This is a genomic window from Streptococcus mitis ATCC 6249, assembly GCF_000146585.1.
In the GTDB taxonomy this organism is placed as follows: domain Bacteria; phylum Bacillota; class Bacilli; order Lactobacillales; family Streptococcaceae; genus Streptococcus; species Streptococcus mitis_AZ.
On record NZ_GL397179.1, the window covers coordinates 1,821,842 to 1,847,808 of the forward strand.

Sequence of the window (25,967 nt, forward strand, 5' to 3'; positions counted from 1 at the left end):
CTATCTCCTGTCCTTGCTATGCAGCACGACGACATAGCCATCTGGGCAAGTCACCGAAACTTCCCTATCTATATATTCGTTAGAAGCGTAAACTTTCTTAAAGAAAAAATTCGCCTCAGTCAATTCATACTTGGCTCCGATAATAGTCAACTGACTATCCCTCACAGGCATAAAAGCTAGATAATTATAGTCCGAACGTGGTTGAAGCTGACTGATCCCTTCTGGGCAATAGCTAATCAAGTTTTGCCCATCCTCAATCTCTATTTGGCGCATATAGGGTGCCAATTTGGGATTGCTGGGTAGAAAGACATTGGCCAGCATATGATCGATGCGACCACCTAGGGCACCAAAAATGGTCACCTGAGCCTGAGGATTTTTTTCAAAAATCGTTAAAAGTGCTAGTTCCAGATCTGTATCATCCTTCTCTGGCTGAGCTTGGACAAAGTGCTGGGCACGTTCTTGAATCAACTGACGCTCTTCTACAGTGACAGAATCAAAATCTCCAACTGCTAGAGTAAGAGGCAAGTCTTCTTCCAAGACCCAGAGCGAACCGCGATCCACACCGACAAAGCAATCAAAATCCGTCCGATAATGACCTCGGTCTCCGCCTGCAAAAACGGCAACCCTAGTCCAATTGTTTTCTGAGCGTTTGCACTCGTTCATTGACATCTCCCTTAAAGACATAGGATCCTGCTACAAAAACGGTAGCCCCAGCTTCTTTGGCTTGAGCAATGGTCTGGTCATCAATACCGCCATCCACTTCAATCTCAAAGCTCAAACCTTTTTCCTGACTAAGGGCAACCAACTCACGAATCTTATCCATGGTTTCAGGTAGAAAGGCTTGCCCGCCGAAGCCAGGGTTAACCGTCATCACCAAAACTTGGTCAACTAGGTGAAGTACGTGTTTGATAGCTTCAACCGGCGTACCAGGGTTAATGACAACAGAAGGTTTGACACCGAGCGAACGAATTTTTTGGAGAGCTCCATGGATATGAGGCGTTGCTTCCACATGAATACTGATGATATCCGCTCCTGCACGCGCAAAGTCTTCTAAATGGTGCTCAGGATTAGCCACCATCAAGTGGCAGTCAAAGACCATCTTGCTATGGGGACGAAGAGCTTCGACCACACCTGCACCAAAACTGATTTGTGGCACAAAATGACCATCCATGATATCGATATGGGCATACTCTGCCCCAGTTGCTTCTAGGCGTTTAATTTCACGTTCAAAGTTGGCATAATCTGCTGCCAGAATTGACGGAGCAATCTTGTATTGAGACATAGGTTTCTCCTTATTTTGGAATTTTTTTGCTGACTTTTTTATAGGTTTCTCTGCGATTTTCAATCTCACTGAGGAATTGCAAATAATTATCAAAACGGAAGCTGACAATAGTACCTTCTTCTACAGCAGGCTTAACCGCGCAAGCTGGCTCATGGGTATGGGTACAAGTGCGGAATTTGCAGTCTCGACTGACAGTGGCAATCTCTGGGAAAGCCTGATTGAGGTCTTCAGCCGTTGATACTTCATAATCCAGTGATGAAAAGCCTGGTGTGTCCGCGATTTTACCACCATTGAGGTTGTAAAAACTAACCGCTCGAGTGGTGTGACGACCACGACCCAGACTGTCTGAGATTTCTCCTGTTTCAAGATTGAGGTCCGGTGCGATTTTATTGAGGAGGGTTGATTTTCCAACACCAGTCTGCCCCATAAAGACCGTCACTTTTCCTGTCAACAAAGGCAAAAGTTCTTCTTTACTAGTCACAAAGTCGTAACCAATGGCACGATAGGTTTGTTGGTAAAAACTTAATTCTTCGCTATCTTCCAGCAAATCCATTTTGGAAATATAGACGATGGGATGAATGCCCTTGTGTTCCAAAAGAACCAAGAAACGATCCAACAAGTTGCTGTTGAAGTCCGGTTCCTTGACGGACATGATCACCACAGCTTGGTCAATATTGACAATAGGCGGACGGACCAGACTGTTTTTCCGTTCATGAATCTTAAGAATATAGCCTTCTGAGTTTTCCTCGGCAGAAAAGTCTACCCAATCCCCAACGTAGGGTGTGTGGCCTTTTTTACGGAAATTCCCACGCGCCCGTGTCTGATAGACCTGACCATCGCTCTCCACATAGTAGAAGCCCGCCAAGGCTTTAATGATTTGTCCCTGCATCTTAGAGTCCTTGTCCTTTGAGCGCATCTGCTAGGCTAGCAAATTCTGCCAAGCTGAGAGCTTCTCCACGTACACTTGGTGACAAGCCCGCTTGGTCCAAAGCCTTGATCAGCTTATCTTTGACTTCTTCGGTCTTGCCAAAGTAGCCTGTTAAATTGTTCCATAAGGTCTTGCGACGATGAGTGAAACTAGCCTTGGAAACCTTAAAAAAGAAATTCTCATCTTTCACTGCTACGGCTGGTTCTGGACGACGCACCATTTTCAAGATAGCTGAGTCCACGTTTGGCGCTGGCACAAAGACCGTACGAGGCACGATAAAGGCAACCTTGGCTGTCATGTAATACTGGACAGCAATCGACAAACTACCGTAAGCCTTGGTATTGGGTTGAGCGGAGATGCGATCCGCCACTTCTTTCTGCATCATGACCACAAACTCACTAAAAGGAATGCCACTCTCGATCAAATGCATGAGAATAGGCGTCGTAATGTAGTAAGGCAAGTTGGCTACTACCTTGATTGGCAGGTCAGGATTTTTAAAATTCTGGATATGTTGCGCCAAATCGACTTTGAGAATGTCCTCGTTGACTACGGTCACATTGTCAAAATCACGCAAGGTATCTGCCAAAATCGGTACCAAACGGTGGTCAATCTCAAAGGCCATAACTTCTGCCGCACGCTCAGCCAGAAACTCAGTTAAGGCACCAATTCCTGGCCCGATTTCGATAACATTAACCTGATCATCAATTTCAGCTGTATCCACGATTTTTTGAAGGATATTGGTATCCGTCAAGAAATTTTGCCCGAAGGACTTTTTAAAGGTAAAACCGTGACGCTCCAGCACTGCCTTGGTCACGCTATAATCTGCAATTCTCATCTATTCTCTTTTCTATTATAGTAAGCTTCTGGAGTATAATGATAGAGCAAAACAAATAAGGGTGTTCCATCAAATCCTTCCACCATCTCTTTTAGAAGTGCATCTGGATGAATGATTTCTCGTGTTTTGGTGAAATAAACTCCATGTTCCCCGTTTCTATTACGAAGTTCCCAGGCAACATTATTCCCTTGGACAGAGGGTAGGTAACGTTCCATTTCTAGAAAATCAAAAAAATCTTTCACTGTCATATCCTCAGGAACTTCAAATTCTACCTCATGAGGTAATACATCATCACCCATACAGACAGAATCTCTATCAACTCGGATTTTCATTTTGCTCTCTCCTTATAAGTTTCTATTTGGACGCTATCAAAATAAATCTAAGTACCTCTATTGTAACACATTCTCCATGCATTTTGAGGTCTGCTCAACTATTCTTATAAGATTTCATAGCTTCTTCCACTTCTGCCAAGGTTACTCCAAATAGTTCTAAGCGCTTGAGAAGTTGCTTGCCGTTGGAATAGCCGATTCGGAGAGCCTCTCCTAGATATTCTCTGCGCTTACGGCTGTCTGCTCCCGCTAGAAAACCAAGGCGAATCAAATCACTCCGACTAATGTCAAACTCGTTCTCATTTTCAAATTGTTCTGTCACCTGAGCCAGAGCTATTTTTAGGTCCTCATAGCTGGCGTGTTCGATTCCCAGTGAACGCCCCTTGGTCTTGGACTTGGGAACCGCTTCATACCGTTTGAGAAAGGCATGTTGCACTGTCGGAATGGCTGTCATAATCATGCGACGAATGCGCTCACCGTTAAAGTCAGGATCTGTAAAGACAATGACTCCATGCAGTTCATGCAGACGTTGAATTCGCTCTATATCTTGATTATTGATTGCGGATCCTCGTGTCTCATAGGTTTCTACGTCAAAATAACGTTTGAGATTGGCCGTATCATCGCGACCTTCGACCACGATGACTTGGGAAATTTTTTCTTTCATCACTTGCCGTCCAATCCAAAAATCCGCTCTGCATTTGCAGTTGTTACTGCGGCTAACTCCTCAGTCGTCATGCCACGCAAATCCGCGATAAAATCTACCACATAGCGTGTGTAGGCTGTTTTGTTTTCACGGCCACGTTTAGGAACAGGAGCTAGGTAAGGGGCATCCGTTTCTACCAAAATCTTGTCCAAAGGAAGTTCCCTAGCAACCTCTTGGATATCCGTCGCTTTTTTAAAGGTCACCACACCTGAGAAAGAAATAGTCATTCCAAGCTCGACAAACTTCTCAGCCCACTCCAAAGAACCTGAGAATGAGTGCATGATGCCACCACGAGGACCAACGCCCTCGCTCTTGATAATCTCATAAGTATCTTCTAGCGCATCACGAGTGTGGACCACAAAAGGTAAATCCAAATCCTTGGATAACTGAATCTGACGGCGAAAAACCTGCTCCTGCACCTCCTTAGATGCTGTCATCCAGTGATAGTCCAAACCAATCTCACCCAAGGCAACAACTTTGGGATGTTTTAACTTTTCCAGCAAGTAAGCTTCGACCTCGTCTGTGTATGTCCCTGCTTCAGTCGGATGCCAGCCAATAGTTGCGTAGAGTTGCTCATACTCATCTGCCAACTCTAGGGCACGTTCAATGGTCGGCTTGTCAAAGCCAACAATATTCATCCGAGTCACACCCATCTCAGCAGCTAGGGCTAATTCTTCATCTTCCCTTCCTGCAAATTCTTCTATATTTAAATGTGTATGCGTATCAAATATCATCTCTTCTAACCTCGTTTTCTATCTACTATTATAGCAAAAAAACTGACCTCTCTCCTCATCTGTACAAAATATTCTAAAATCCATCGTCCTCTCTTGACGCTATTTTCCCAAAGCAGTATAATAGCACTTATTGAAATTTTCAGAAAAGGAAAATACCATGTTTACAAAATTAAAACAGACTTTTATCGGTCGTCCTCTTAAGTCCTTAACAGAAGGCGAGGGAGGTCTGCTGGGAAAAATGCAGGCCTTGGCCATGTTGTCAAGCGACGCTCTATCTTCCATTGCCTATGGACCTGAGCAAGTAGTCCTCGTCTTGGCTAGTCTCTCTCCTCTTGCGATATGGTGGAGCCTTCCTATCGGCCTCTTTGTCCTCCTGCTCCTAGCTAGCCTGACCGTCTCCTACCGTCAAATCATCCATGCCTACCCTCAAGGGGGAGGGGCCTATATGGTTACTCGAGAAAATCTATCTCCAGAACTTGGCTTGATTGCTGGAGGTAGTCTTCTGGTTGACTATATGCTGACCGTAGCGGTATCTGTTTCATCTGGAGCGGACGCTATCACAGCAGCTCTTCCTGCTCTCCACCCATACAACCTCCACATCTCTATTTTTCTGGTTTGCTTGCTTATGCTCTTAAACTTACGGGGCTTAAAAGAATCTGCCAGCTCTCTGATGATTCCCGTCTACCTTTTTATCTTCAGTACCGTCTTTCTCTTGCTTTATGGGTTCTCTCAACTGTTCACAGGTTCCCTAAACTATCAGGCGACTTCAACCATTGGGCAAACTGTTCCAAGCCTTTCCATCGTTCTCCTATTGAGAGCCTTTACTAGCGGTTCTGCCTCTCTAACTGGGGTTGAAGCTATTTCAAATGCCGTTCCATTTTTCAAAACTCCAAAAGAAAAGAATGCTGCTCAGACCTTGACCATCATGTCACTCATTCTAGGTTTTCTTTTTGCAGGTATTACCTTCTTAAACTACTGGATGGGCATCACACCTCAAAACGGAGAAACCATTCTCTCGCAAATGGCCAAGGGCATTCTGGGAGATTCATTTATTGGTCATGCTAGCTACTATCTTTTCCAGTTCTCAACAGCCTTGATTCTAGCTGTAGCTGCAAATACTGGATTTTCAGCCTTCCCTATGCTGGCCTACAATATGGCAAAAAACAAGTACATGCCCCATCTCTTTATGGAAAAAGGAGATCGTCTTGGCTACTCCAATGGTATCTTAACTCTGGCCTTTGGAGCTATGATCCTTCTTCTCATTTTTAACGGGAATACGGAACGCTTGATTCCACTTTATACTATCGGGGTCTTCGTTCCCTTTGCCCTTTCTCAGACAGGGATGATTCGCCATTGGAAAAAGGAAAAAGGGGCAAATTTCTTAAAACCTGCCCTTGCCAATATCCTTGGAGCTATCATTTGCTACGCGATTGTACTAATCCTGCTCTTTTTCCGTCTCAGTGATATCTGGCCTTTCTTCCCGATTATTCTCGTACTCACCCTACTCTTCTTGGCAATTCACAGTCATTACCAAAAAGTAGCCCAACAACTGCGACTCTATGAAGGAATCGAAAAACGCACCTACGATGGCAATCTGGTTCTCGTCCTAGTAGGAAATGTCACCCGCGTCAGCGTCGGAGCCATTAACTACGCTCAAAGTATCGGTGACGAAGTCCTAGCCATGCATATTTCTACCAAGGAAACAGCAGAAAAAGACCAAGTAATTCTCCAAGAATTTGCCGATTACTTCCCAACCATTACTCTAAAAAACATCAAGACCAGCTACCGCGACATCATCACCCCTACTGTCAAGTATGTCAAACGGATTTCCGAGGAAGCCCAGAAAAAGAACTATACAGTCACTGTTCTGGTACCCCAGTTTATCCCTAATAAACCTTGGCAAAATATTCTACACAATCAGATGAGTCTCAAACTCAAATACGCCCTTCGTTGGCACCAAGACGTCGTTGTCGCTAGCTACTCTTATCACTTAAAAGAATAAAGAAAAGGCCCTACCAGAACCAATAAGTATCTGGTAAGGCCTTTTTCTGAATCCAGTCACTATGCTTATACTCAATGAAAATCAAAGAGCAAACTAGGAAACTAGCCGCAGGCTACTCAAAGCACTGCTTTGAGGTCGTAGATGAAACTGACGAAGTCAGTAACATACCTACGGCAAGGTGAAGCTGACGTGGTTTGAAGAGATTTTCGAAGAGTATTAACTGAAAAGCATGACTAGGAATATCATTGAATATGCTTCGCTAAATCTTCTTGAGCTTTTTTGTTGGACTCAGCTTTTTCTTTTTGCCATTTTTCATAAAGCTCTTGATACTGTTTCGCAGTTACGGGCTCCTTTTGCAACTCAACATATTTGTAGTTGTCCGCATCCCCTTTGTGTCCGACAAATGAGAAGGCTCCTGTGAATGGCACAGTCTTACGGAAGATTGGATTGGCTCCACCGCTTTGAACGGGTAGGAAAAGAGCACTATCTGTTAGCCAAGCTTGAACTTCAGCAAATTTTTCATAGCGAGCCTGAGTATTTTCAACCTCATTCTCTGCCGCATCCAACAACTTCTTATAGGTAGATAGATCAATTTTTTCCTTGACATCATTGTCTTTTCCTGGGGTCAAACCAAGATTTTTTAACTGAGAACCAGATTCTGGATCCAAGAGGTCAAGATAGGTCTTAGGATCAGAGTAATCTCCGCTCCAACCTGAGATGTCGATGTCATAGTCCTTTTGTTCAGCTGTGTCAGCAAAGAAGGTTGCATTGTCTTTCTCGTCTGGAGACAATTGAATCACATCGATAACAATATTGTCTGATCCAAGTGTTTCTTCAACTGTCTGCTTGAAAGAACTTGCTTGCTGTACGTCTAACTTAGCAGTCTGGTCAACCAACATATCTAAATGGATTGGGAAGGTAACACCTTCTGCCTGCAAACTTTCTTTGGCTTTAGCGAATTCTGCCTTGGCTTTATCAGCATTCAAGAAGGCAGGTTGCGCGTCGTTCAGATTGATATTTGACCACTCTGTACCATAGTTGACTATCTTTTCATTGACAGCATCCCCGAAGTTTTTGCCTCCGATTTGAACAAAGTTGCTCGGTGTGACTGTGTTTCGAAGAATACGGTCAGCTCCATCTTCTCCATTTGTCTGCGCAGCGTAGGCATGACGGTCAAAGGCAAAGTTAATCGCCTGACGGAAATCTTTATTTTGCATAGCTAGACGTGAATCCGTCTTTTCTTTATCCGTCTGTTTCATAGTTTGATTGTAACTTTGACGGTTGACATTGAAAAGATAATAGAAGGTCACAGCATTTTGAGGGGTATAAGTAATCTTATCCTCATTCCCTTTTTTCAGCTGGTCAAAGACAGAACTTGTCGGGAAGATACGTCCGTCTGTGTAGTTACCTTCTAAGAATCCTCGAGCCAAACTATCTTGGTCTGAACCATCATAGAAGGAAAGTTTTACCTTCTCAATCTTCACATTGTCCTTATCCCAGTAATTAGGGTTCTTTTCAAACTCAATTAAAGATTTTGATGTGAAAGACTTGAACAAGTATGGCCCATTGGACAGGATGCTAGAAGGCGTTACACTTCCAAAGTCATCTCCCTTGGATTTCAAAAAGGCTTCATTCACAGGGCTCAAAATCCCCCCAGTTGTCTTCGAATTCCAATAAGACTCCGGCTTATTCAAAGTGTATTGAAGAGTATAATCATCCACAGCCTTGACTCCAACAGTCTCAAAGTCAGATGTTTTCCCCTCAACATAGTCTGCCAAACCTTTGATTGAGTCTTGAACCAAGTACAAGTTTTCAGCCTTTTTATCAGCTGCATACTTCAGACCAGTCACAAAGTCATGAGCTGTCACTTCAGCATATTCTTCTCCCTCAGAGGTATACCACTTAGCTCCTTGGCGGATTTTGTAGGTATAAGTCAAACCATCTTTTGATACTGTCCATGACTCTGCCATAGAAGGGACGAGGTTTCCGTACTTATCATTTTCCAACAAACCATCGATCAAGTTTGTCGTAATACTAGAGGTCGAGCCACGTGTTGAAGTGATATAGTCTAATGTATCTGGGTTACTTGCAAATACATATGAATAGGTTTTATCTGCAGCATTTGACTGCGTTGAGCCACAAGCTGCCATCAAAAAGCTTGCACTCAAAATTCCAGCCCCTAGTAGAAGGGCTTCAGCAAAAATATAAAGCATTTACAGGCTAATATTATAGGAAAAAGAAAAGCCAGTAGACTCGAGTTCCTACTGACTTCTTTGTTGAATTCGTTTGGATTAAGCAGCCAAAACTTTGCGTCCTTTACGACGACGAGCTGCTAATACGCGACGACCGTTTTTAGTTGACATACGGTTACGGAATCCGTGTTTGCGCGCACGACGAAGTTTACTTGGTTGATAAGTACGTTTCACGATGAATACCTCCTCATAGATTTTGTATTCGTTTAGCCGGCTATAAAGTGATCAGTTACTAAACATACTTTACTATTCTATCTGATTCTGCCACTTTTGTCAATAGCTCCAAGCAAATGTTTTCTAGCTTTTCCTATGAAAGCCCTTATCTACGATACTGTTTCAAGAAACGTGTCATCTTTTCTTGGATTTGTGCTAATTCATCCACACGAGGAAGGTAAACGATACGGAAATGGTCTGGTTCCTTCCAGTTAAAACCACGACCATGAACCAAAAGAACCTTTTCTTGTTTCAAGAAATTGAGGACAAACTGCTCATCATCATCGATGCGGTACATATTACGGTCAATTTTAGGGAAGATATAAAGACCCGCCTTAGGCTTGACCGCAGACAAACCTGGGATATCTTGGATAGCATTGTAAATGAAGTTTCTTTGCTCGTAAATCCGTCCACCAGGAAGGAGCAATTCGTCCACTGACTGGTGACCTCCTAGCGAGGTTTGTACAACTTGCTGGGCCAAAACGTTGGAGCAAAGGCGCATATTTGACAGCATATTGAGCCCTTCGATATAGCCCTTAACATGAGTCTTAGGTCCAGATAAAACCATCCAGCCTACACGAAAACCTGCGATACGGTGAGATTTTGACAGACCATTCATGCTGACGCAGAAGACATCTGGAGCCAAACTTGCTACAGGCGTATGCACATGTCCATCCATCACCATGCGGTCATAGATTTCATCCGCAAAGATGATCAAATCGTTTTGACGAGCAATCTCAATAATTTCCAACAAGAGTTCCTTAGGATAAAGGGCTCCAGTTGGGTTATTTGGATTGATAAGGACGATTGCCTTAGTATTGGAAGTAATTTTTGACTTGATGTCATCTATATCTGGATACCATTCTGCAGATTCATCACAGATATAGTGAACAGCATTTCCTCCAGCCAAGCTGACAGCAGCCGTCCAGAGAGGATAGTCTGGCATAGGTACCAAGACTTCATCACCGTTATCCAAAAGCCCTTGCATAGACATAACAATCAGCTCACTGACACCGTTACCTAGGTAGATGTCGTCGATGCCTACGTTTGGAAATTTTTTCAGTTGGCAATACTGCATAATAGCCTTACGCGCCGAAAAAATACCCTTGGAATCAGAGTAACCTTCACTATCACGCGCATTCATAATCAAATCATGAATGACTTCATCAGGTGCTGTAAAACCAAACTCAGCAGGATTCCCTGTATTTAGACGCAAAATCTTTTCACCATTTGCGCGCATCCGCATGGCTTCTTCCAAAACCGGACCACGAATATCATAAGCCACATGCTCTAACTTACTAGACTTGTTAAATTCTTTCATCTTTTTTCCTCAATTCATCAGGATAGTAACATTATACCACTAGACAAGCCATGCGACAAGTTTTCAGAAACAAGCCAGCAAAAGAAAAGTCTCACTAAATGCGAAACCCTTCGGACATAGAAGATTAATCCTTTAGCTAAGTCATATCACATGCCAAAAGACAGACCAAGAAAGACTAATGCTAAAAAGGAATCATACAAAAGATTAAACATGAGAAAGAGCCCCCACGTGACCAAATAATCCAAGCGACCACTTCTCTTTGCAATCACAAATAAAATGATGTGGTAGACTAAGTGAAAGAGAAGAAAAGCAACAAAACCTGGATAGAGAACGGGTACGACTCTTTCCAGCTGCCAAACCATCACTACTTCTCCTACAAGTGACGCAAGGATAACTCCATGATAAAGAAAACTTATTTTTTTAGAAGCTTGAACAAAATCTTTCATACTTTCTCATCCCCTCGCTGTGTTTTCTACTATCCCGTTTTCTTTTATTTTAACATATCTCCGCCAAATTGAATCTCCAATAATATTTATTTAAATATGATTTTCACTTTACTTCTTTGGTGAAAAGGGTTACAATAACAGTAAGAAAATTTCAGGAGGTTTCATTATGGCACAACGTTACCAAAATGTTATGGTCGCAATTGATGGTTCTAAAGAAGCGGACTTGGCTTTCGTCAAAGGTGTTTACACTGCTCTACGTAACGAATCCAAGCTCACCATTGCCCATGTTATTGACACACGCGCTCTTCAAAGCGTGTCTACCTTTGATGCTGAAGTTTACGAAGAACTCCAAGTCGACGCTGAAAGTCTGATGAAGGAGTACGAAAAACGTGCAAGAGATGCTGGTGTGACTGATATTCACGTCGTCATCGAAATGGGAAATCCAAAAACCCTCCTTGCCCGTACTATTCCAGACGCAGAAAATGTCGACCTGATTCTCGTTGGTGCAACAGGGCTCAATGCCTTTGAACGCCTCTTGGTCGGCTCTTCATCTGAGTACATTCTCCGCCATGCGAAAGTCGACTTGCTGGTCGTGAGAGAAAGTGAAAAAACATTGTAATCATAAAAAAGGAGCTCCGTGCTCCTTTTCATTTGTCCTGATTGGGTCACAAAAAGGCTTTAAACAATTTTTAAAGCCTAAATCTTATTTAGAAAGTAGTCAATTTCAAAGATTGAATTATTTGTAACTGTATGCCCAGTAGTATACACCGTTTCCATCAACTACTGCTGCTACAGCTCCTTCCGTGACATTCGGATCGAGAAGCAAGTCTCTCAAACCACTGTTTGCCCATTTTTTAACGACAACAGCAGCATCTTCATCACGACGTCCCACAAAGCCTGTGCTATCGTATTGACGTGAAATTTCATTTACTTTTGGAAGTGCTTGATTTTGATAAATGTCTTCAGACCAAGTCAATTCTTTCAATCCTTGAGCTTTACGCTCTTCATTGATTTTAGCAAAAGCTTCTTTCGCTTTTGAAACATAGTCATAGTTTGTATCGTTTGTTGCTTCAACACGGTAAACAAACTTCACATAACCAAATTCTACATCACTGTATTTCTTGTCTTCGACACCACTCTTGAGATTTGCAATCAAGACATAGTCCTTAGCGTATGGGTTTTCTTTCGTCTTCTCAAAGATTTCTGGATCTTCGATTTCCCACTCAACTTTAGCATCCCATCCTGCGTTATCAAGGAACTTAGGATTCATCTTTTCGATAACGTAGTTCTTGAACTCTTCAACGTTCTTGAATGGCAATGCTTGACCTGCTTTAGCAGTCGTTACCAAGTTAGTTGAGTAAAGTTTCACGCTTGAGTTCTTGTCACTGTACATGTACTCGTCATCAGCAGTGTTTTCGTGAAGTCTTGGATCACGAGCTGGATCGTTTGGATCAGTCATCCCTTGAAGTTTCCATTTTCCTCCAAGCCACTTCCAGTATGCTGAGTAACCTGTACGCTCTGAGTTAGATGATACATAGTAGTAATGTGCACTACCATCGAAGTAGTAGTTTTTATCATTCTTGAGGACTGCATCACCTGGTTTACCTGGTGGGTAAACCAATTTTGGAGTTTGTCCATTTGGTGCCCAAGCCAAGTGTTCCAATCCTTCAGCTGGCTTTTCAACATAATCAGGAATTTGGTTTTCACTTGGTTCATCAGTCGTTACCAAACCTGGTGTTGTTGGGATAGCTGGAGTTACTGGTTGTTCTGGTTTTGGCTCAGCTGGCGTTTCTGTAGATGGTTTGAATGGATCAAATTCACTATCAGCACCATTAATTGGTGGATTTTCTGGTAGGTCAACACTTGGAGTTGCTGGTTGTGCTGGTTTTGGCTCAGCTGGTGTTGTTGGCTCTTCAGGTTTATCACTAGGAGCTGGTATTGGAGTCTCTGGTTCTGCTGGTGTTGGAGCAGGAACTTCAGGTTGACTTGGTTGTGCTGACTCAACCGGAGTTGTTGGTTGTGCTGGTGTTGTTGTATCAGCAGAATCTTTCACCAATACCCACTTACCATTTTGGTAGTAGTAATAATCACCATTGTCCAATACATAGTAATGGTACCCATTTTCGTAACGATAGTGCGGATCGTTTTCCAAGTTGTTAGTAGATGAGTTGTTGTTACTATTGTTTGTCAAAGGTTTCCACTGACCGTCACGATAAATACGGTAGCTACCGTCGTTCATACGGTAGTAGTGATTGCCATTCCAGTAAATATAGTTTTCATCGCTAGCAAGGTTGTTGTAATTATTCCAATAGTTATAACCATAGTAGTTGCTACTGTTGTCATAGCCATAGTAATTATTCCAATTATTGTAACCGTAGTTGTAACTTGGGTAATAGCTACCATATCCATAGTTATAGCTTGGGTAGTAGCTATTGTAGCCATAGTTATAGCTTGGGTAATAACTGTTGTAGCCATAACTTCTTACAGTATAGTTTGATGTGCGGCCACGATTTGCAGTAGTACGGTTAGAAGTACGATTGCTTGAACGACGGCTAGTTCTTGTATAGTAGCTATTATTCCCATTCCAATTGTAAGCAGCGTGAGCTTCACTTGGTGCAAAAGTTGGAAGCATTGTTACAGCTGTTAAAACAGAAGCTGTCAAATAGGTATATTTTTTCTTCATTTCAACCTCTTAATTTTTTAATTTCTAAACTTGAAAATTAAAATAATAAAAATTTGGAAAGCAATTGTGCACAATTTTATAACTAAACCTCAAAACTAGAGTGAATTCTTCACATCAACTTGTTAACAGGCCTGAAATAAACAAGTTGACTTCTGTCTTTTAAAAAGAGCATATTATAGCAACGTGAGGATTTTTATATTTATTCGCTTTCTGAATTCATTCTAACACACTAAGTTTTAAATATCAAATAATTTGACTTACATATTTTTGATAAAAATCTACAAAAAGCGATATATTATACTAAAATATATTGATTTTAGCTATTTTGTGTAATTTTCGTGTCCTCTCATTATTTTTCTAAAAACAATACAAACATTTTCATTTCATTTTCTAGTATAAAAACGCTTATAATAATTAGTGATATATTTACAAATGTTCGTTTTCTGTTACTATAGATTCAAGAAAAACCTTTCCTGGTTTTTATCCCAAGAAAGGCTTCATGACTTATTTCTGTTTTTCTTTATGTCGCTCATAGGCCTTCATCTGGCGTTGGATCTCTTTTCGAATCGCAGCTTCTGGGGCATAATGCTCATCCCAATCATCTGGTTTTAAAATTTTATGTGTAACTGGATCAAAATGAGCTTTTCCATCAGGGAACATTTTCCCCATATTCGCCTCGTGAACAATATCAAAGATACGTTCCGGATCTACTCCCATCAAGACAAAGCTACCATAGGTAAAGTAGAGAGTATCAATCAAGGCATCAACTTGCCCAATCAAATCTTTTTGGGCCGGTGTCTTTTTCACCACTTTCTCTGCAGCCTTATCAATCGCCTCGTGCATACTTGCAAGCGACTGCTGGAATTCTTCCTCTGAAGAACTTGCTGCACGAACAAACTCTACTAATTCTTCAATTTTAAAGTCTGCACGGTGGGTTGCTCCTTCAACATCCCAGGCCCGTGGTTCTTCTTGGGTTCGTTCATCCATCATGTGGTGGAAGGTTTTGACTTTATTGAAGTGGTAGTCCCGACTAACAAATACCTTTTCTGCTGCTAAAACACCAAAATGTTCGAGTGCCTTGTGGATACCATCTTGTTGGTTACTTGCAGTGATGTGTTTGGCAACCTCTTTGACGCTGTTACTGCCATTTCCCATAGCCACAGACATGCCGACACCCGCCAACATTTCCAGGTCATTGTCTGAATCTCCGAAGGCCATGACTTGGTTGAGGTCGAAACCATATTCTTTCCCAATTAGGCGAATGCCTTCTAATTTTGAATTCCCTTGGTTGATGATATCTGCTGCGAAAGGATTGCTTCGAGTCAATTTCAAATCTTCAAAATCACTGGCAGCTTTCTCAGATTCTTCTGGAGTCATCAGCATCAACACTTGATAGATTGGCTCATTTATCAAACGAAGCAGGTCATCTTCCTTTTGAGGGACTGCCTTGCTAACCATTCGATTAAAGGAACGGCTAACGGTTCTTGTTAAGACAGTCGGGATAAAACGGCTAACCAGCTGTGAAAAGGATCCAAGACCAAAGGACATAATTTTAGAGCCAACTACTGCATGCTCCGTTCCAAGAGCGATTTCTTTACGCTCCTTTTTAGCATAAGCAATCAGTTGACGTAGACTTGACTTAGCAATCGGACTAGCAAAGAGCACCTTTTCTTTATTAAAGATGTATTGGCCATTGTAGGTCACTGCAAAATCCAAGTCTAAATCTTCCATCAATTCCTTGACAAAGAAAGGCCCCCGTCCTGTCGCCACTCCAACAAGCACCCCTTGTTCTTTCACGATCCGAATTGCGTCCTTAGTGGATTTCAAAACACTCTTACGATCGTTGACTAGCGTTCCATCGATATCAAAAAAAACAGCTTTGACTTCCATCCTATCCCATTCTCCCCTTTTGTGTTACAATGATTATACCACATTTCAGAAAGAGTGAGTAATTCATGCCTAAGAAAATCCTTGTTTTACATACAGGTGGGACTATTTCCATGCAAGCAGACGCTTCTGGCGCAGTTGTGACCAGCCAGGACAATCCCATGAACCATGTCACCAATCCTCTTAAAGGGATAGAGATCCATGCCCTAGACTTTTTTAACCTACCGAGCCCCCATATCAAACCCAAACACATGCTAGCCCTCTACCATAAGATTAAAGAGGAAGCAGGCAACTACGATGGGGTTGTGATTACACATGGGACGGACACTTTGGAAGAAACAGCCTACTTCCTTGATACCATGAAAATCCCCAACATGCCCATCGTTCTAACAGGAGCTATGCGTAGTTCCAACGAACTCGGTAGCGATGGCGTTTATAACTATCTGAGTGCTTTACGAGTCGCCAGCGATGACAAGTCAGCTGATAAGGGGGTCCTGGTCGTCATGAACGATGAAATCCACGCAGCTAAGTACGTCACAAAAACCCATACCACCAACGTCGGGACCTTTCAAACTCCTACTCACGGGCCTCTCGGCCTCGTCATGAAGCAAGAAATCCTCTACTTCAAAACAGCCGAGCCACGAGTTCGCTTTGATCTTGATTGCATACAAGGTCTGGTGCCTATCATCTCCGCTTATGCAGGTATGACTGATGAATTGATTGACATGCTGGATTTAGAGCACCTAGATGGGCTAGTCATTCAAGCTTTTGGAGCTGGAAATGTTCCCAAAGAAACAGCCCAAAAATTAGAAACTCTCCTCCAAAAAGGAATTCCAGTCGCCTTGGTTTCACGTTGCTTTAATGGGATTGCTGAACCTGTCTACGCCTACCAAGGGGGGGGAGTGCAGTTGCAAGAGTCTGGCGTTCTCTTTGTCAAAGAACTCAACGCCCAAAAAGCTCGCCTCAAATTATTAATTGCCCTTAATGCTGGACTAAAAGGACGAGCCTTAAAAGACTATATGGAAGGTTAATCCTCTTCGAAAATCTCTTCAAACCACGTCAACGTCGCTTTACCGTATGTATGGTTACTGACTTCGTCAGTCCTATCCACAACCTCAAAACAGTGTTTTGAGCTGACTTCGTCAGTCCTATCCACAACCTCAAAACAGTGTTTTGAGCTGACTTCGTCAGTCCTATCCACAACCTCAAAACAGTGTTTTGAGCTGACTTCGTCAGTTCTATCTACAACCTCAAAGCAGTGCTTTGAGCAACCTGCGGCTAGCTTTCTAGTTTACTCTTTGATTTTCATTGAGTATAATCCCTTCTCTAGAAAACAAAATCAGGAAATCTTCACGATTCCCTGATTTTTTTATTTGCGTTTTCGTGTAGAACGACGTTCTGTCAAACCATGAGGTAGGAGAACTTCGCGCTCTTCCAATTCTTCCTTATGCATAATCTTAGTCAACATACGCATGCTGATAGCCCCCAAATCATAAAGCGGTTGGGCAACTGTCGTCAAGTTTGGACGGGTGTATCGTGCAATTTGAGAGTCATCCGTCGTAATGATTTCAAACTCTTCTGGCACTGAAACACCATGATCTGATAAACCATTTAGCACACCTGCTGCCAATTCGTCACCGGTCACAACTGCAGCTGTGGCTTGTGATGAAACCAACCGTTCTGCCAAGGCATAACCATCGTTATAGCTATATTTTGATTCAAAGACTAAGCCCTCGCTATAAGGGATTCCTGCTTTTTTCAACGCTTCCTTATAACCAATCAAACGAACCTTGCCATTGATATCATCGACAAGTGGGCCACTCACAAAGGCAATTTTCTCATTTTCTTTGAGAAGATAGCTCACTGCGTCAATCGTGGCTTGTTTGTAGTCAATATTCACACTTGGAAGTTGGTGTTCTACATCCACCGTACCTGCAAGAACAACCGGCGTCCGTGAACGAGAGAATTCTGAACGAATCTTTTCAGTCAAGTGATAGCCCATAAAGATAATCCCATCGACTTGTTTTGAAAAGAGCGTGTTGACCACTGAAACTTCCTTTTCATCATCCTCATCACTATTTGCTAGGACAATGTTATACTTGTACATTTCAGCAATGTCATCAATCCCCTTAGCAAGTGTTGAGAAATAACCATTGGTAATGTTAGGAATTACAACTCCGACTGTCGTTGTTTTCTTGCTAGCCAAACCACGAGCGACCGCATTGGGACGATAGTCCAAGCGTTCAATCACTTCGAGGACTTTTTTTCGAGTGTTCTCTTTAACATTCTTGTTGCCATTAACGACACGGCTAACTGTTGCCATTGAAACTCCTGCTTCACGGGCAACGTCATAAATCGTTACTGTATCATCTGTGTTCATTCCGTTTCCTTTCTATATTGAAAATTTCGCTTTCACGCATCTGCTTACTCCATTTTATCACTTATTGTAAACACTTTCAAGTATTTTTTAGAGAAACTTTGAAAAAATTTCACAGTCTATTCTCATTTTGAAAAAACAAGCAGGATTCCTTGATTTTTCAGCTTTTTTACTGTATGATAAGAAAAATAAAAGGAGGAAGGAAACATGGCTTTTACAAATACACAGAGACGTTCCGCCAGTTTTGGTGTTGTGACCAGTCTACCCGACGATGTTATCGACTCTTTATGGTTCATTATCGATCATTTTTTGAAAAATGTCTTTGAATTAGAAGAAGAACTCGAATTTCAGATTCTCAACAACGAGGGGACCATTACCTTCCATTTCTCTAGTCAAAACCTTCCGACTAGCATCGATTTTGATTTCAATCATCCTTTCGATCCCCTTTACCCTCCTAGGGTCCTTGTTTTAGACACGGACGGTAAAGAAACCATCCTCCTTCCTGAAGAAAATGACCTATTTTAAAAACTCTAGCTTCTTGGCGTAAACTGCTGAGGAACTAGAGTTTTCTTTTTCTAATAAATGGAGCGACTAACAACTAGACCATTGGGTTTTGTGTACTCTAAATCAAGGTAATCCTGGTAAGTCCCCGGTACAATGAAACCTTGGGGACTTAATATATCCGTCCCAGCTTTTCCCACGATTGAGTCTGCCAGCAAGACACAATTGGTACTGAGAACAAAGTAGGTCTTAAACTCGGATGAGCTAAATTTATAGAGGGTCGCATCCGCTTCTTGCTTCAGTTGGTAGGAGTAGGTATGCTTGACCTCACCTTCTCTTCTTTTCATCAACTGAGAGCTCGGCTCCCAAGGAATTAACAAATCTTCTATTTCTTCTAAACGAGCTTGGATAGCATCTTTCTGTTGTTCTGTCAAACTCAGACCATAAGCAAACAAGGTCTTCTGACTTTCTCTCTTACAGAGCTCGATGTATTTTTCCCGATTGGCTTTAAACAAGACACCATCTCCAACCATGCCGAATAAACGCTCCGAGTGAGGATCATACGAGCCATAGGAAATAACCGTCCCTTGATAGCAAATATCCACATGCCCCATGGCAAGGAAGAAAGATGTTTCTGAGGTATGGATAAAAATTTCCAGATCAACCACCTGATCGTTTTTTCTTTCTGAATGAACTTTACCTTCTTGGCTTTCATGATTTGACAGCCACTCATTCAGTTTACGCAAGGTGCTGATAGGGATCAAAGCCGTCACAAAGATCGGCAAGGTCATTCGCATTCGTCGTTTCAGCTTGGGATTGTTTTCTATCTTTTCAAAAAAGAAACCGTCCCGAAGACTGCTGGCTCCTAGCATGAGCAAGTAAAATCCAAGTAAGAGCAATTCAAAATTCGCCGCATCGTGAAAAGGAGAAATGCTATAAAGACCAAATCCTATCATCCATACAGCATCGAAGAAATGATGAAGCCGAGGATGAATGGCATTTTTTCGATAGAGAAACCAAGTCACAAGACTAATGACGCCCGTAAACAGCTGGTAACTCGCAATGATAAACACCAGGAGGTAGAGGGTCAGGTCTTGTAAAATGATAGAATCAAATAAGAGAGCAGCAACCACCAGCTTGCCCAAGGTTACAAAGATGTTTTCCCTACGCTGTTTATCCTGAAACCAACGAGTCAACAAGTGCCAAACTGCTGACAAGGAAAAGTAGCCCATCAGCAACTGGTACCCCACTCGCGGAATAACTTGTCCAAAACGAATCAAGAGAAGCCCTAAAACAATAGCAAGTAGTCCCTCCCCGATACTCTTCCACTTGCTATAGGTCTCGGAAAGCTTAGGCATTTCCTTGCTCCAACTGGTCAACCAGGTATCGAATTGGTTGTTTTAAGTTTGGATGGATAAAATGGGGAGCTATTTCTTGCAGAGATTCAAGGACAAAGAGGCGTTCTGCTACATAAGGGTGAGGCAAGATGAGGTCGTCTGTATAAATGACCTGGTCCTCCACAAAGAGCAAGTCCAAATCAATCAAACGAGGCCCCCAATGCACTTCTCTCACCCGTCCCATTTCTGACTCAATAGCTAATAATGTTTCTAACAAGACTGGTGCTGGTAGCCAGGTTTCTACTTCAATCACCTGATTGGCAAAGCTATCTTGTTCCACACCACCCCAAGGCTCCGTCGCTAAGACACTGGACTCTTTGAGAATATGGATACCTCGAGTTCGTAGTTTATCAATAGCTTGTTCCAAGTTCGCTTTCTTGTCTCCCATATTACTTCCTAGAGCGATAAAGGCCCGCTGCTTACGACGGTGAATGGTCACCGAGCAGGTATCTAACGGCAAATGAACTGGAGCCCACGGTTTTTTTAGTTCCAACTCAATCTCTTGGACAAGTGGATAGGTCTCAAAGGTACGTTCAACTAGTTTGTAGGCTACCGTTTCAATCAAGTCCTCAGTGGTTTCCTGAAACCAAGTTGTCCACTGCTGACACAGTTCTCCGTAATGGACAGATGCTGTTAAATCCAAGTCTGTAGCCGCCTTGGTCATATCATAGGATAAGCTTGCGGTAATAACAAACTTTTGCCCCAATTCTTTCTCACTAGGGAAAAGACCATGATAGGCAAAAATTTCCAAATCTTTAATCTGCAGTTGATCCATAACTAGTCCTTTCTAGAAAAATCCGCTTAAAGCGGATTCTTTTTATAGTCCCATTAAACGATAAGCCTGGTCTCGGAGGTCCTTATCTGTTTCAAATAGACCACGAGCGACTGTCGTCAAGGTCGCAGTACCCGGTTTTCTGACACCACGCATGCTCATACACATATGTTCGGCCTCAATGACAACAAAGGCTCCTTTAGCCCCCAGATAGTCCATCAAGGCATCGGCCACTTCAATATTCAACCGTTCTTGAATCTGTGGTTTTTTAGAATAAACTTCAACCGTACGGGCTAGCTTGGACAAGCCTGCCACCCGACCATCTGGAATATAGGCAATGTGCGCTCTCCCATAAAAGGGCAAGAAGTGGTGCTCACACATAGTGTGGAAAAAGATATCCTTTTCTACAACCATATTATCGTCGATAATCTCAAAGGATTTTGACAGGTGTTCCTCAGCAGTTTGTCCAAGACCTGAAAAAATCTCTTGGTACATACGGGCTACACGAGCAGGTGTTTCCTGCAAGCCCTCGCGGTTAACATCTTCGCCAACTGCCTCGATAATCATTTTTACAGCTGCTTCAATCTTTTGTGTATCCATTCTCTAGTTATTCCTCTCCATTAGGTAGGCTCTCACCTGGCTCAAAAAATACAAGGAACCCGTGACAATCCTAACTGTTTTTTTCTCTTCATCTTCTATCATTTTCTGATCTAAAAACTCCTGCCAACTTTGGTAGTTGAGATTTCGAGAAGCTGCAACTTCTCGCATCACTTTCTCATCCGTCGCCCGACTATCATCAAAATAAGTCAGAGTCAGTTGACTATTTGGCACCGTCTCTAGCAAATCCAACATATCCTCCAAAGCCTTGGTTTTGATACAAGTAAAGAGGATTTCCTTATGATAATCCGCAAAGCGTTCTTGTAAAGTAGTTAACAAAGCCTTGATAGCATGGGGATTATGAGCCCCATCCAAAATCATCATAGGTTCGCTAGACAGAACCTCCAAACGCCCTGGCCATCTGGTCTCTTCCAAGGCTTGAGCAAGCAAGTCATTGCTAGCTAATTCTTGCCCAATCTCTTGGCAATAAATGTCTAGAAGAGCAAGTGCCATCCCTGCATTCTCGATCTGATGCAAACCAAGCAGACCTGTTTGAAAGCGACCTTGTCTGACAGAACTGGTATAATCAAAGACCTCGCCTGTCACCACACTTTCTTGATGACCAACCTGATAATCTGTCCCATAGGCAATTCTCGGCGCATCTTTCCCTTCCGCAATGCGGTCAATAACAGCCAAGGCTTCTGGAGCAATGCGACCTGTCACCAAAGGAATGCCTTGTTTGATAATACCAGCCTTCTGTTCTGCTATGGCCTCTACAGTATCACCAAGCAGGGCTACATGGTCCAAGCCAATAGTCGTAATTCCTGTCAGAATGGGCTGACAGACATTGGTACTATCCAGAAGTCCACCCATGCCGACTTCCATGATGGCCACATCAACTTTTTCAGTGGCAAAATAATCATAGGCTAGGGCAGTGATAATCTCAAACTCAGTCGCTCCTTTTAAAACAGCGCTCTTCTCCCCCACAAGCAAAGACTCATAGTCTGCCATCAGGGCTTCTAGCTTCACTTCTGGGATGGATTCCCCGTTGATGCTAATCTGGTCTGTGTAATGAATGAGATAGGGTGAACTGAACACCCCTACTCTCAGACCTAGCTTTACGAGCATATTTTTCAAAAAAGCAATGGTCGATCCCTTGCCATTGGTCCCTCCAATATGGATGACCTTGAGTTTGAGATGGGGATTGCCTCTCAGTTCCAAGAGTTCCACCATTCTCTCCAAACCAAAATTTGGTTGGTCTGTTCGATAGTGGGCGATCCACTGATTGTTTTCAATTTCGTTCATCTTACTTATATTGTTTTAAATCTAAATTTTCTGCATCATCTGCCAAACGAATAGCTGTCGCAATTTCAACTGCCATCCTGTGACTGGCTACATCATGCACGCGCACCACTTCTACACCCTGTCTCGCAGCGATAGTCGTTACATGAGCCGAAGCGGTGTCCCGATTTCGGAAACCGACTTCCGTCTCAGGATTGACTTCGAAGCCATTCTCCTCAAGGATATTGATAACAAACCGCTTGCGCGAAACACCAAGAAAGATTGGATAGCCCTGCTGATGCAATTTGTCTAGGTCCCGTAGAAGAAGTAGATTTTCCTTCTTGGTGAGACCAAAACCAATCCCCGGATCCAACATGATCTTATCTTTTGCAATCCCAGCTTGATCCGCTCTCGCCAAAGCTCGTTCAAAGAAAGCTGTCATCAATTCTTCTACTGGTAGTTGTTCAAAGTCCGCCAAGTCTTCATTTGTAAAAGGTTCCCTAAAGCCAAAACGAGGAAATATGAGCGAACTAGGATGTTGAGGTCGAGCCATGACTGGATTAAACATGATGACCACTTGCGCTCCCGCTTTGGCAACCACCTGAGCCATTTTTTCGTCACCCATGAGTCCAGTGATATCATTGACCAGATTGGCACCAGCTTCCAAAGCAGCCTCTGCTACCCGACTTTTCCAAGTATCGATGGAAATGAGGATATCACTTTCCTTGCGAATAGCTTTGATAACTGGAACAACACGTTGGATCTCTTCTTCTATCTCAACATAGCTACTTCCAGGACGAGTCGATTCTCCTCCGATATCTAGCATACTCGCCCCTTCATCTATCAATTTACTGGCTTGCTGAAGCGCCTGGTCAACAGCAAAAAACTGACCACCATCCGAAAAGGAATCTGGGGTTACATTGATAATTCCGCAAATGGCTGTTTTTGCCTGACTAGCTTTATTGGACATAGGGTCACTCCTCAAGGTTTTTCACCACATTATTTCTCTATTTTACCATAAAAAGAAAAAGATGGATACGCAAGCATTCATCTTTTCCAAGCGGCCAAGGGTCTAGATTTATAGGCCCAGATTTCTACTAATCAATACCAATATAGCTATCAAACAAAATGCTACACCATTGAGAATCATATGAAGCAGGATGGACATCTCTAAACGTTCTGTCTTATAGGCTGTCCAAGTTAGAACTGTTGACATCCCACCATAAATAATCACAGAAGGCAGATTGGTTGGAGTATGGAGTAAGGCAAAGACAATTGCCCCAACAACAAAGCCAAGTTTTTCCTTACCTCGGAAGATTTTTTTAGGAATAATCCCACGACACAAAATTTCCTCACAAATCGGCGCAATCAAGACTAGCATGAAAAAAGTGGCAATCAAGGAACTATTTTCAACCAGACTGTTAATAGTTGATTGATTGCTCGTTGTCGTTTCATTCGTCATGCGAAGCAAAGCTGCACCAAACAAATTGTTAGCAAAAATCACTAGGTAACTCAACACCAAGCGAGCCAAGTCTTTGGCCTTAAAAAAGGACAGATTAAAAGTGGCAAGTTGTGTTTTTCGAGCACCTAAAATAAAGACAGTCAAAATAACAATAGATAGAGCACCGACTAAGAGCCCTGATTGTAAAAGTGGAAATTGATTAGAAGCTAACCAAAAAGATAGCCCTAAAGGAACTTGCGCTAGAATTAAAGCCACTAAAAGGATGAGGACCCACATCCCTCTGTTCAAAATCTCTTGCCAAATTGTCTTTTCTTTCATCTTGTACCTCCTTATAATAAAAAGGGGAAATTCCCCTTTTTCTATTATACCATTTATAGTGCCATACTGATATAGTTAAGGATAAACAAGGCATCCAAAATCCAAATCATCACGTGCACATCCTTGGCTTGACCTTTGACAAGTTTTGTCAAGGTGTATGTCAAGAAACCAACTGCGATCCCTTGAGTGATTGAGTAGCTGAATCCCATAAAGATAGATGTGAAGAAGGCAGGAACAGCCTCAGCCATATCATCCCAAGGAATATTTTTCAAGTTAGAAAGCATCATAATTCCGACGATAATCAAAATTGGTGCTGTTGCTGCTGAAGGAACAATAGCAAGAAGTGGGCTAAAGAAGCTAGATAGAGCGAAACAGATAGCAACTACTAGAGCTGTCAAACCTGTACGTCCACCAGCACCAATACCTGCTGCTGACTCGATATAAGTCGTAACGTTTGATGTACCAGCAATGGCACCAACTGAAGTCGCCACCAAATCAGAGTATAGAGCCTTGTCCAATTTAGCGGACTCATGGTTTTCTCCACTTGTCGCAACGATACCAACTTTTTCACCAGTACCGATAAGAGTACCAATTGTGTCAAAAATATCCGTTAGTGAGAAGGCAAGAATAGCCATCAAGGTTTCTGGTAAACGTGAAGTGTTTGAAATCAAAGATCCTAAACCTTCTGAACCAAGAGCAGCACCAAACAAAGTTCCTAGATCATTAATCGCTGATGAAAGATTGTTGCTAGCAAAGTCAATCCCTGACAAATTCACAACACCAACAGCAATAGCCAGGACAGTCGTTGTTAAAATAGAAAGAATGATCCCACCTTTGATGCCTTTAACAACAAAGAAGATGGTAATAGCCAGACCTGCAAGAGCCACCAATACTGCTGGAGTATTGAAGTCTACCAAGCCTGGAACGGCTGCTGAATTTGCTGTAAGTGCAGCTTGAGCCTTGTCTGCTCCTTCGCCTGCTACCGTATAAGTACCTGGATCGATTGAGAATTTCAAGAGGCCGGCATTCTTAATCCCAACATAGGCAAGGAAAACACCAATACCAGCCGAAATAGCTGAACGAAGCGTTGTAGGAATAGATTCGATAATCATTTTACGAACATTTGTCAAGGTAATAATCAGTGAAATAATTCCACAGATGAAGACCATACCAAGAGCTTCTTTCCAAGTATAGCCCATTCCAAATACAACTGTAAAGGTGAAGAAGGCATTTAGTCCCATACCTGGTGCTTGTGCGTACGGCAAATTAGCATAGAAAGCCATCATCAAAGTACCGACTACAGAACCGATAATCGTTGCCAAGAACACACCTTGAACAGGCATACCCGTTTGGGAAAGCATTTGAGGGTTTACAAAGAGAATATAACTCATTGCAAAGAATGTTGTTAAACCAGCAAGCACCTCTGTACGGACATCTGTCCCGTGCTCTTTTAGTTTAAATAGTTTGTCCATCTTTAATCTCCTTTTGTTTTTTACGAACAATATGAGTATTATATCATTTATCATTCACCTTTTCAATATGTTTGTTTGAATTATTTAACAAAATGGAATTTTCATTTTTTGTTTTGAGTCTGTTTTTCTTCTTTCTTTTTGATATAATAGTAGACATCTTATCTGGAATCTACTA

General features: G+C 42.4%; 25 protein-coding genes. 4 read left to right on the top strand and 21 right to left on the bottom strand.

The genetic code is table 11. The annotated features are described in order from the left end of the window. The 7 genes from HMPREF8571_RS10470 to HMPREF8571_RS10500 all read right to left on the bottom strand — a co-directional run bounded on the left by HMPREF8571_RS10470 (position 1) and on the right by HMPREF8571_RS10500 (position 4,811). Entirely contained in the window at positions 1 to 663 is a 663-nt protein-coding gene (locus tag HMPREF8571_RS10470) for a thiamine diphosphokinase (protein WP_001001256.1), read from the bottom strand. Next, complete coding sequence (gene rpe / locus HMPREF8571_RS10475) at positions 626 to 1,282, bottom strand: ribulose-phosphate 3-epimerase (protein ID WP_000084988.1); 657 nt, start codon at positions 1,280 to 1,282, stop codon at positions 626 to 628. The genes HMPREF8571_RS10470 and rpe overlap by 38 nt, the downstream gene beginning before the upstream one ends. A 10-nt stretch (positions 1,283 to 1,292) precedes the next feature. Further along, on the bottom strand, positions 1,293 to 2,171 hold the full coding sequence (gene rsgA / locus HMPREF8571_RS10480; protein WP_001161992.1) for a ribosome small subunit-dependent GTPase A: 879 nt from the start codon (positions 2,169 to 2,171) through the stop codon (positions 1,293 to 1,295). Position 2,172: 1 nt separating this feature from the next. Then, a complete protein-coding gene (rsmA, locus tag HMPREF8571_RS10485) occupies positions 2,173 to 3,045 on the bottom strand; it encodes a 16S rRNA (adenine(1518)-N(6)/adenine(1519)-N(6))-dimethyltransferase RsmA (RefSeq protein ID WP_001216842.1) in 873 nt (290 codons plus the stop codon). Then, the gene (locus HMPREF8571_RS10490; protein ID WP_000702743.1) at positions 3,042 to 3,377 is read right to left on the bottom strand and encodes a hypothetical protein; all 336 of its coding nucleotides are present in this window, start codon (positions 3,375 to 3,377) and stop codon (positions 3,042 to 3,044) included. Before HMPREF8571_RS10490 ends, rsmA begins: the two co-directional genes overlap by 4 nt. 94 nt (positions 3,378 to 3,471) lie before the next feature. Further along, on the bottom strand, positions 3,472 to 4,038 hold the full coding sequence (gene rnmV / locus HMPREF8571_RS10495; protein ID WP_000659999.1) for a ribonuclease M5: 567 nt from the start codon (positions 4,036 to 4,038) through the stop codon (positions 3,472 to 3,474). Further along, on the bottom strand, positions 4,038 to 4,811 hold the full coding sequence (locus tag HMPREF8571_RS10500) for a TatD family hydrolase (RefSeq protein WP_000575590.1): 774 nt from the start codon (positions 4,809 to 4,811) through the stop codon (positions 4,038 to 4,040). The genes rnmV and HMPREF8571_RS10500 overlap by 1 nt, the downstream gene beginning before the upstream one ends. Positions 4,812 to 4,968: 157 nt before the next feature. On the opposite strand from HMPREF8571_RS10500, the gene HMPREF8571_RS10505 reads away from it, so the two are divergent. Then, positions 4,969 to 6,813 (top strand): APC family permease, encoded by a 1,845-nt coding sequence (locus HMPREF8571_RS10505; RefSeq protein WP_000494448.1) that lies wholly within the window; start codon positions 4,969 to 4,971, stop codon positions 6,811 to 6,813. A gap of 242 nt (positions 6,814 to 7,055) precedes the next feature. On the opposite strand, the gene HMPREF8571_RS10515 is transcribed toward HMPREF8571_RS10505, so the two are convergent. The 4 genes from HMPREF8571_RS10515 to HMPREF8571_RS10530 all read right to left on the bottom strand — a co-directional run bounded on the left by HMPREF8571_RS10515 (position 7,056) and on the right by HMPREF8571_RS10530 (position 11,045). Continuing rightward, positions 7,056 to 9,026, bottom strand: a complete 1,971-nt coding sequence (locus HMPREF8571_RS10515; protein ID WP_000965687.1) for a peptide ABC transporter substrate-binding protein — start codon at positions 9,024 to 9,026, stop codon at positions 7,056 to 7,058. A 78-nt stretch (positions 9,027 to 9,104) separates the two neighbouring features. Then, entirely contained in the window at positions 9,105 to 9,239 is a 135-nt protein-coding gene (gene rpmH / locus HMPREF8571_RS10520) for a 50S ribosomal protein L34 (RefSeq protein ID WP_000831905.1), read from the bottom strand. Positions 9,240 to 9,384: 145 nt separating this feature from the next. Continuing rightward, positions 9,385 to 10,599 (bottom strand): pyridoxal phosphate-dependent aminotransferase, encoded by a 1,215-nt coding sequence (locus HMPREF8571_RS10525; protein ID WP_000657748.1) that lies wholly within the window; start codon positions 10,597 to 10,599, stop codon positions 9,385 to 9,387. A gap of 146 nt (positions 10,600 to 10,745) precedes the next feature. Then, entirely contained in the window at positions 10,746 to 11,045 is a 300-nt protein-coding gene (locus tag HMPREF8571_RS10530) for a hypothetical protein (protein WP_000651414.1), read from the bottom strand. Positions 11,046 to 11,211: 166 nt separating this feature from the next. Here HMPREF8571_RS10530 and HMPREF8571_RS10535 point away from each other — a divergent pair, with 166 nt between their 5' ends. Beyond that, a complete protein-coding gene (locus HMPREF8571_RS10535; protein ID WP_000079163.1) occupies positions 11,212 to 11,664 on the top strand; it encodes a universal stress protein in 453 nt (150 codons plus the stop codon). A gap of 117 nt (positions 11,665 to 11,781) precedes the next feature. On the opposite strand, the gene HMPREF8571_RS10540 is transcribed toward HMPREF8571_RS10535, so the two are convergent. Next, the gene (locus HMPREF8571_RS10540) at positions 11,782 to 13,728 is read right to left on the bottom strand and encodes a hypothetical protein (protein ID WP_000731507.1); all 1,947 of its coding nucleotides are present in this window, start codon (positions 13,726 to 13,728) and stop codon (positions 11,782 to 11,784) included. Between the two features lie 504 nt (positions 13,729 to 14,232). Next, positions 14,233 to 15,618 carry a Cof-type HAD-IIB family hydrolase gene (locus tag HMPREF8571_RS10545; RefSeq protein ID WP_000453132.1) on the bottom strand — a complete coding sequence of 462 codons (1,386 nt, stop codon included), beginning with the start codon at positions 15,616 to 15,618 and terminating at the stop codon, positions 14,233 to 14,235. 65 nt (positions 15,619 to 15,683) lie between these two features. Here HMPREF8571_RS10545 and HMPREF8571_RS10550 point away from each other — a divergent pair, with 65 nt between their 5' ends. Further along, positions 15,684 to 16,646 (top strand): asparaginase, encoded by a 963-nt coding sequence (locus HMPREF8571_RS10550; RefSeq protein WP_001124763.1) that lies wholly within the window; start codon positions 15,684 to 15,686, stop codon positions 16,644 to 16,646. 338 nt (positions 16,647 to 16,984) lie between these two features. Here the strand turns inward: HMPREF8571_RS10550 and ccpA are convergent, their stop codons facing one another. Then, positions 16,985 to 17,995, bottom strand: a complete 1,011-nt coding sequence (ccpA, locus tag HMPREF8571_RS10560; protein WP_001090640.1) for a catabolite control protein A — start codon at positions 17,993 to 17,995, stop codon at positions 16,985 to 16,987. 204 nt (positions 17,996 to 18,199) lie between these two features. Here ccpA and HMPREF8571_RS10565 point away from each other — a divergent pair, with 204 nt between their 5' ends. Next, entirely contained in the window at positions 18,200 to 18,517 is a 318-nt protein-coding gene (locus tag HMPREF8571_RS10565) for a DUF960 domain-containing protein (protein WP_000886038.1), read from the top strand. Between the two features lie 50 nt (positions 18,518 to 18,567). Here the strand turns inward: HMPREF8571_RS10565 and HMPREF8571_RS10570 are convergent, their stop codons facing one another. From HMPREF8571_RS10570 to HMPREF8571_RS10600, 7 genes are all read right to left on the bottom strand, one after another. After that, the gene (locus tag HMPREF8571_RS10570) at positions 18,568 to 19,851 is read right to left on the bottom strand and encodes a DUF308 domain-containing protein (RefSeq protein ID WP_001125364.1); all 1,284 of its coding nucleotides are present in this window, start codon (positions 19,849 to 19,851) and stop codon (positions 18,568 to 18,570) included. Next, a complete protein-coding gene (folK, locus tag HMPREF8571_RS10575; protein ID WP_000372507.1) occupies positions 19,844 to 20,665 on the bottom strand; it encodes a 2-amino-4-hydroxy-6-hydroxymethyldihydropteridine diphosphokinase in 822 nt (273 codons plus the stop codon). The genes HMPREF8571_RS10570 and folK overlap by 8 nt, the downstream gene beginning before the upstream one ends. A 42-nt stretch (positions 20,666 to 20,707) precedes the next feature. After that, positions 20,708 to 21,262 carry a GTP cyclohydrolase I FolE gene (folE, locus tag HMPREF8571_RS10580; RefSeq protein ID WP_000380921.1) on the bottom strand — a complete coding sequence of 185 codons (555 nt, stop codon included), beginning with the start codon at positions 21,260 to 21,262 and terminating at the stop codon, positions 20,708 to 20,710. Between the two features lie 3 nt (positions 21,263 to 21,265). Further along, positions 21,266 to 22,564 (bottom strand): bifunctional folylpolyglutamate synthase/dihydrofolate synthase, encoded by a 1,299-nt coding sequence (locus HMPREF8571_RS10585; RefSeq protein ID WP_004240522.1) that lies wholly within the window; start codon positions 22,562 to 22,564, stop codon positions 21,266 to 21,268. Between the two features lies 1 nt (position 22,565). Next, positions 22,566 to 23,510, bottom strand: coding sequence for a dihydropteroate synthase (gene folP / locus HMPREF8571_RS10590; protein ID WP_000066043.1), 945 nt, complete (start codon positions 23,508 to 23,510; stop codon positions 22,566 to 22,568). 108 nt (positions 23,511 to 23,618) lie between these two features. After that, positions 23,619 to 24,320 (bottom strand): CPBP family intramembrane glutamic endopeptidase, encoded by a 702-nt coding sequence (locus tag HMPREF8571_RS10595; protein ID WP_000660806.1) that lies wholly within the window; start codon positions 24,318 to 24,320, stop codon positions 23,619 to 23,621. A 53-nt stretch (positions 24,321 to 24,373) separates the two neighbouring features. Beyond that, positions 24,374 to 25,792 (bottom strand): NCS2 family permease, encoded by a 1,419-nt coding sequence (locus HMPREF8571_RS10600; protein ID WP_000359244.1) that lies wholly within the window; start codon positions 25,790 to 25,792, stop codon positions 24,374 to 24,376. Between the last annotated feature and the right edge of the window lie 175 nt (positions 25,793 to 25,967).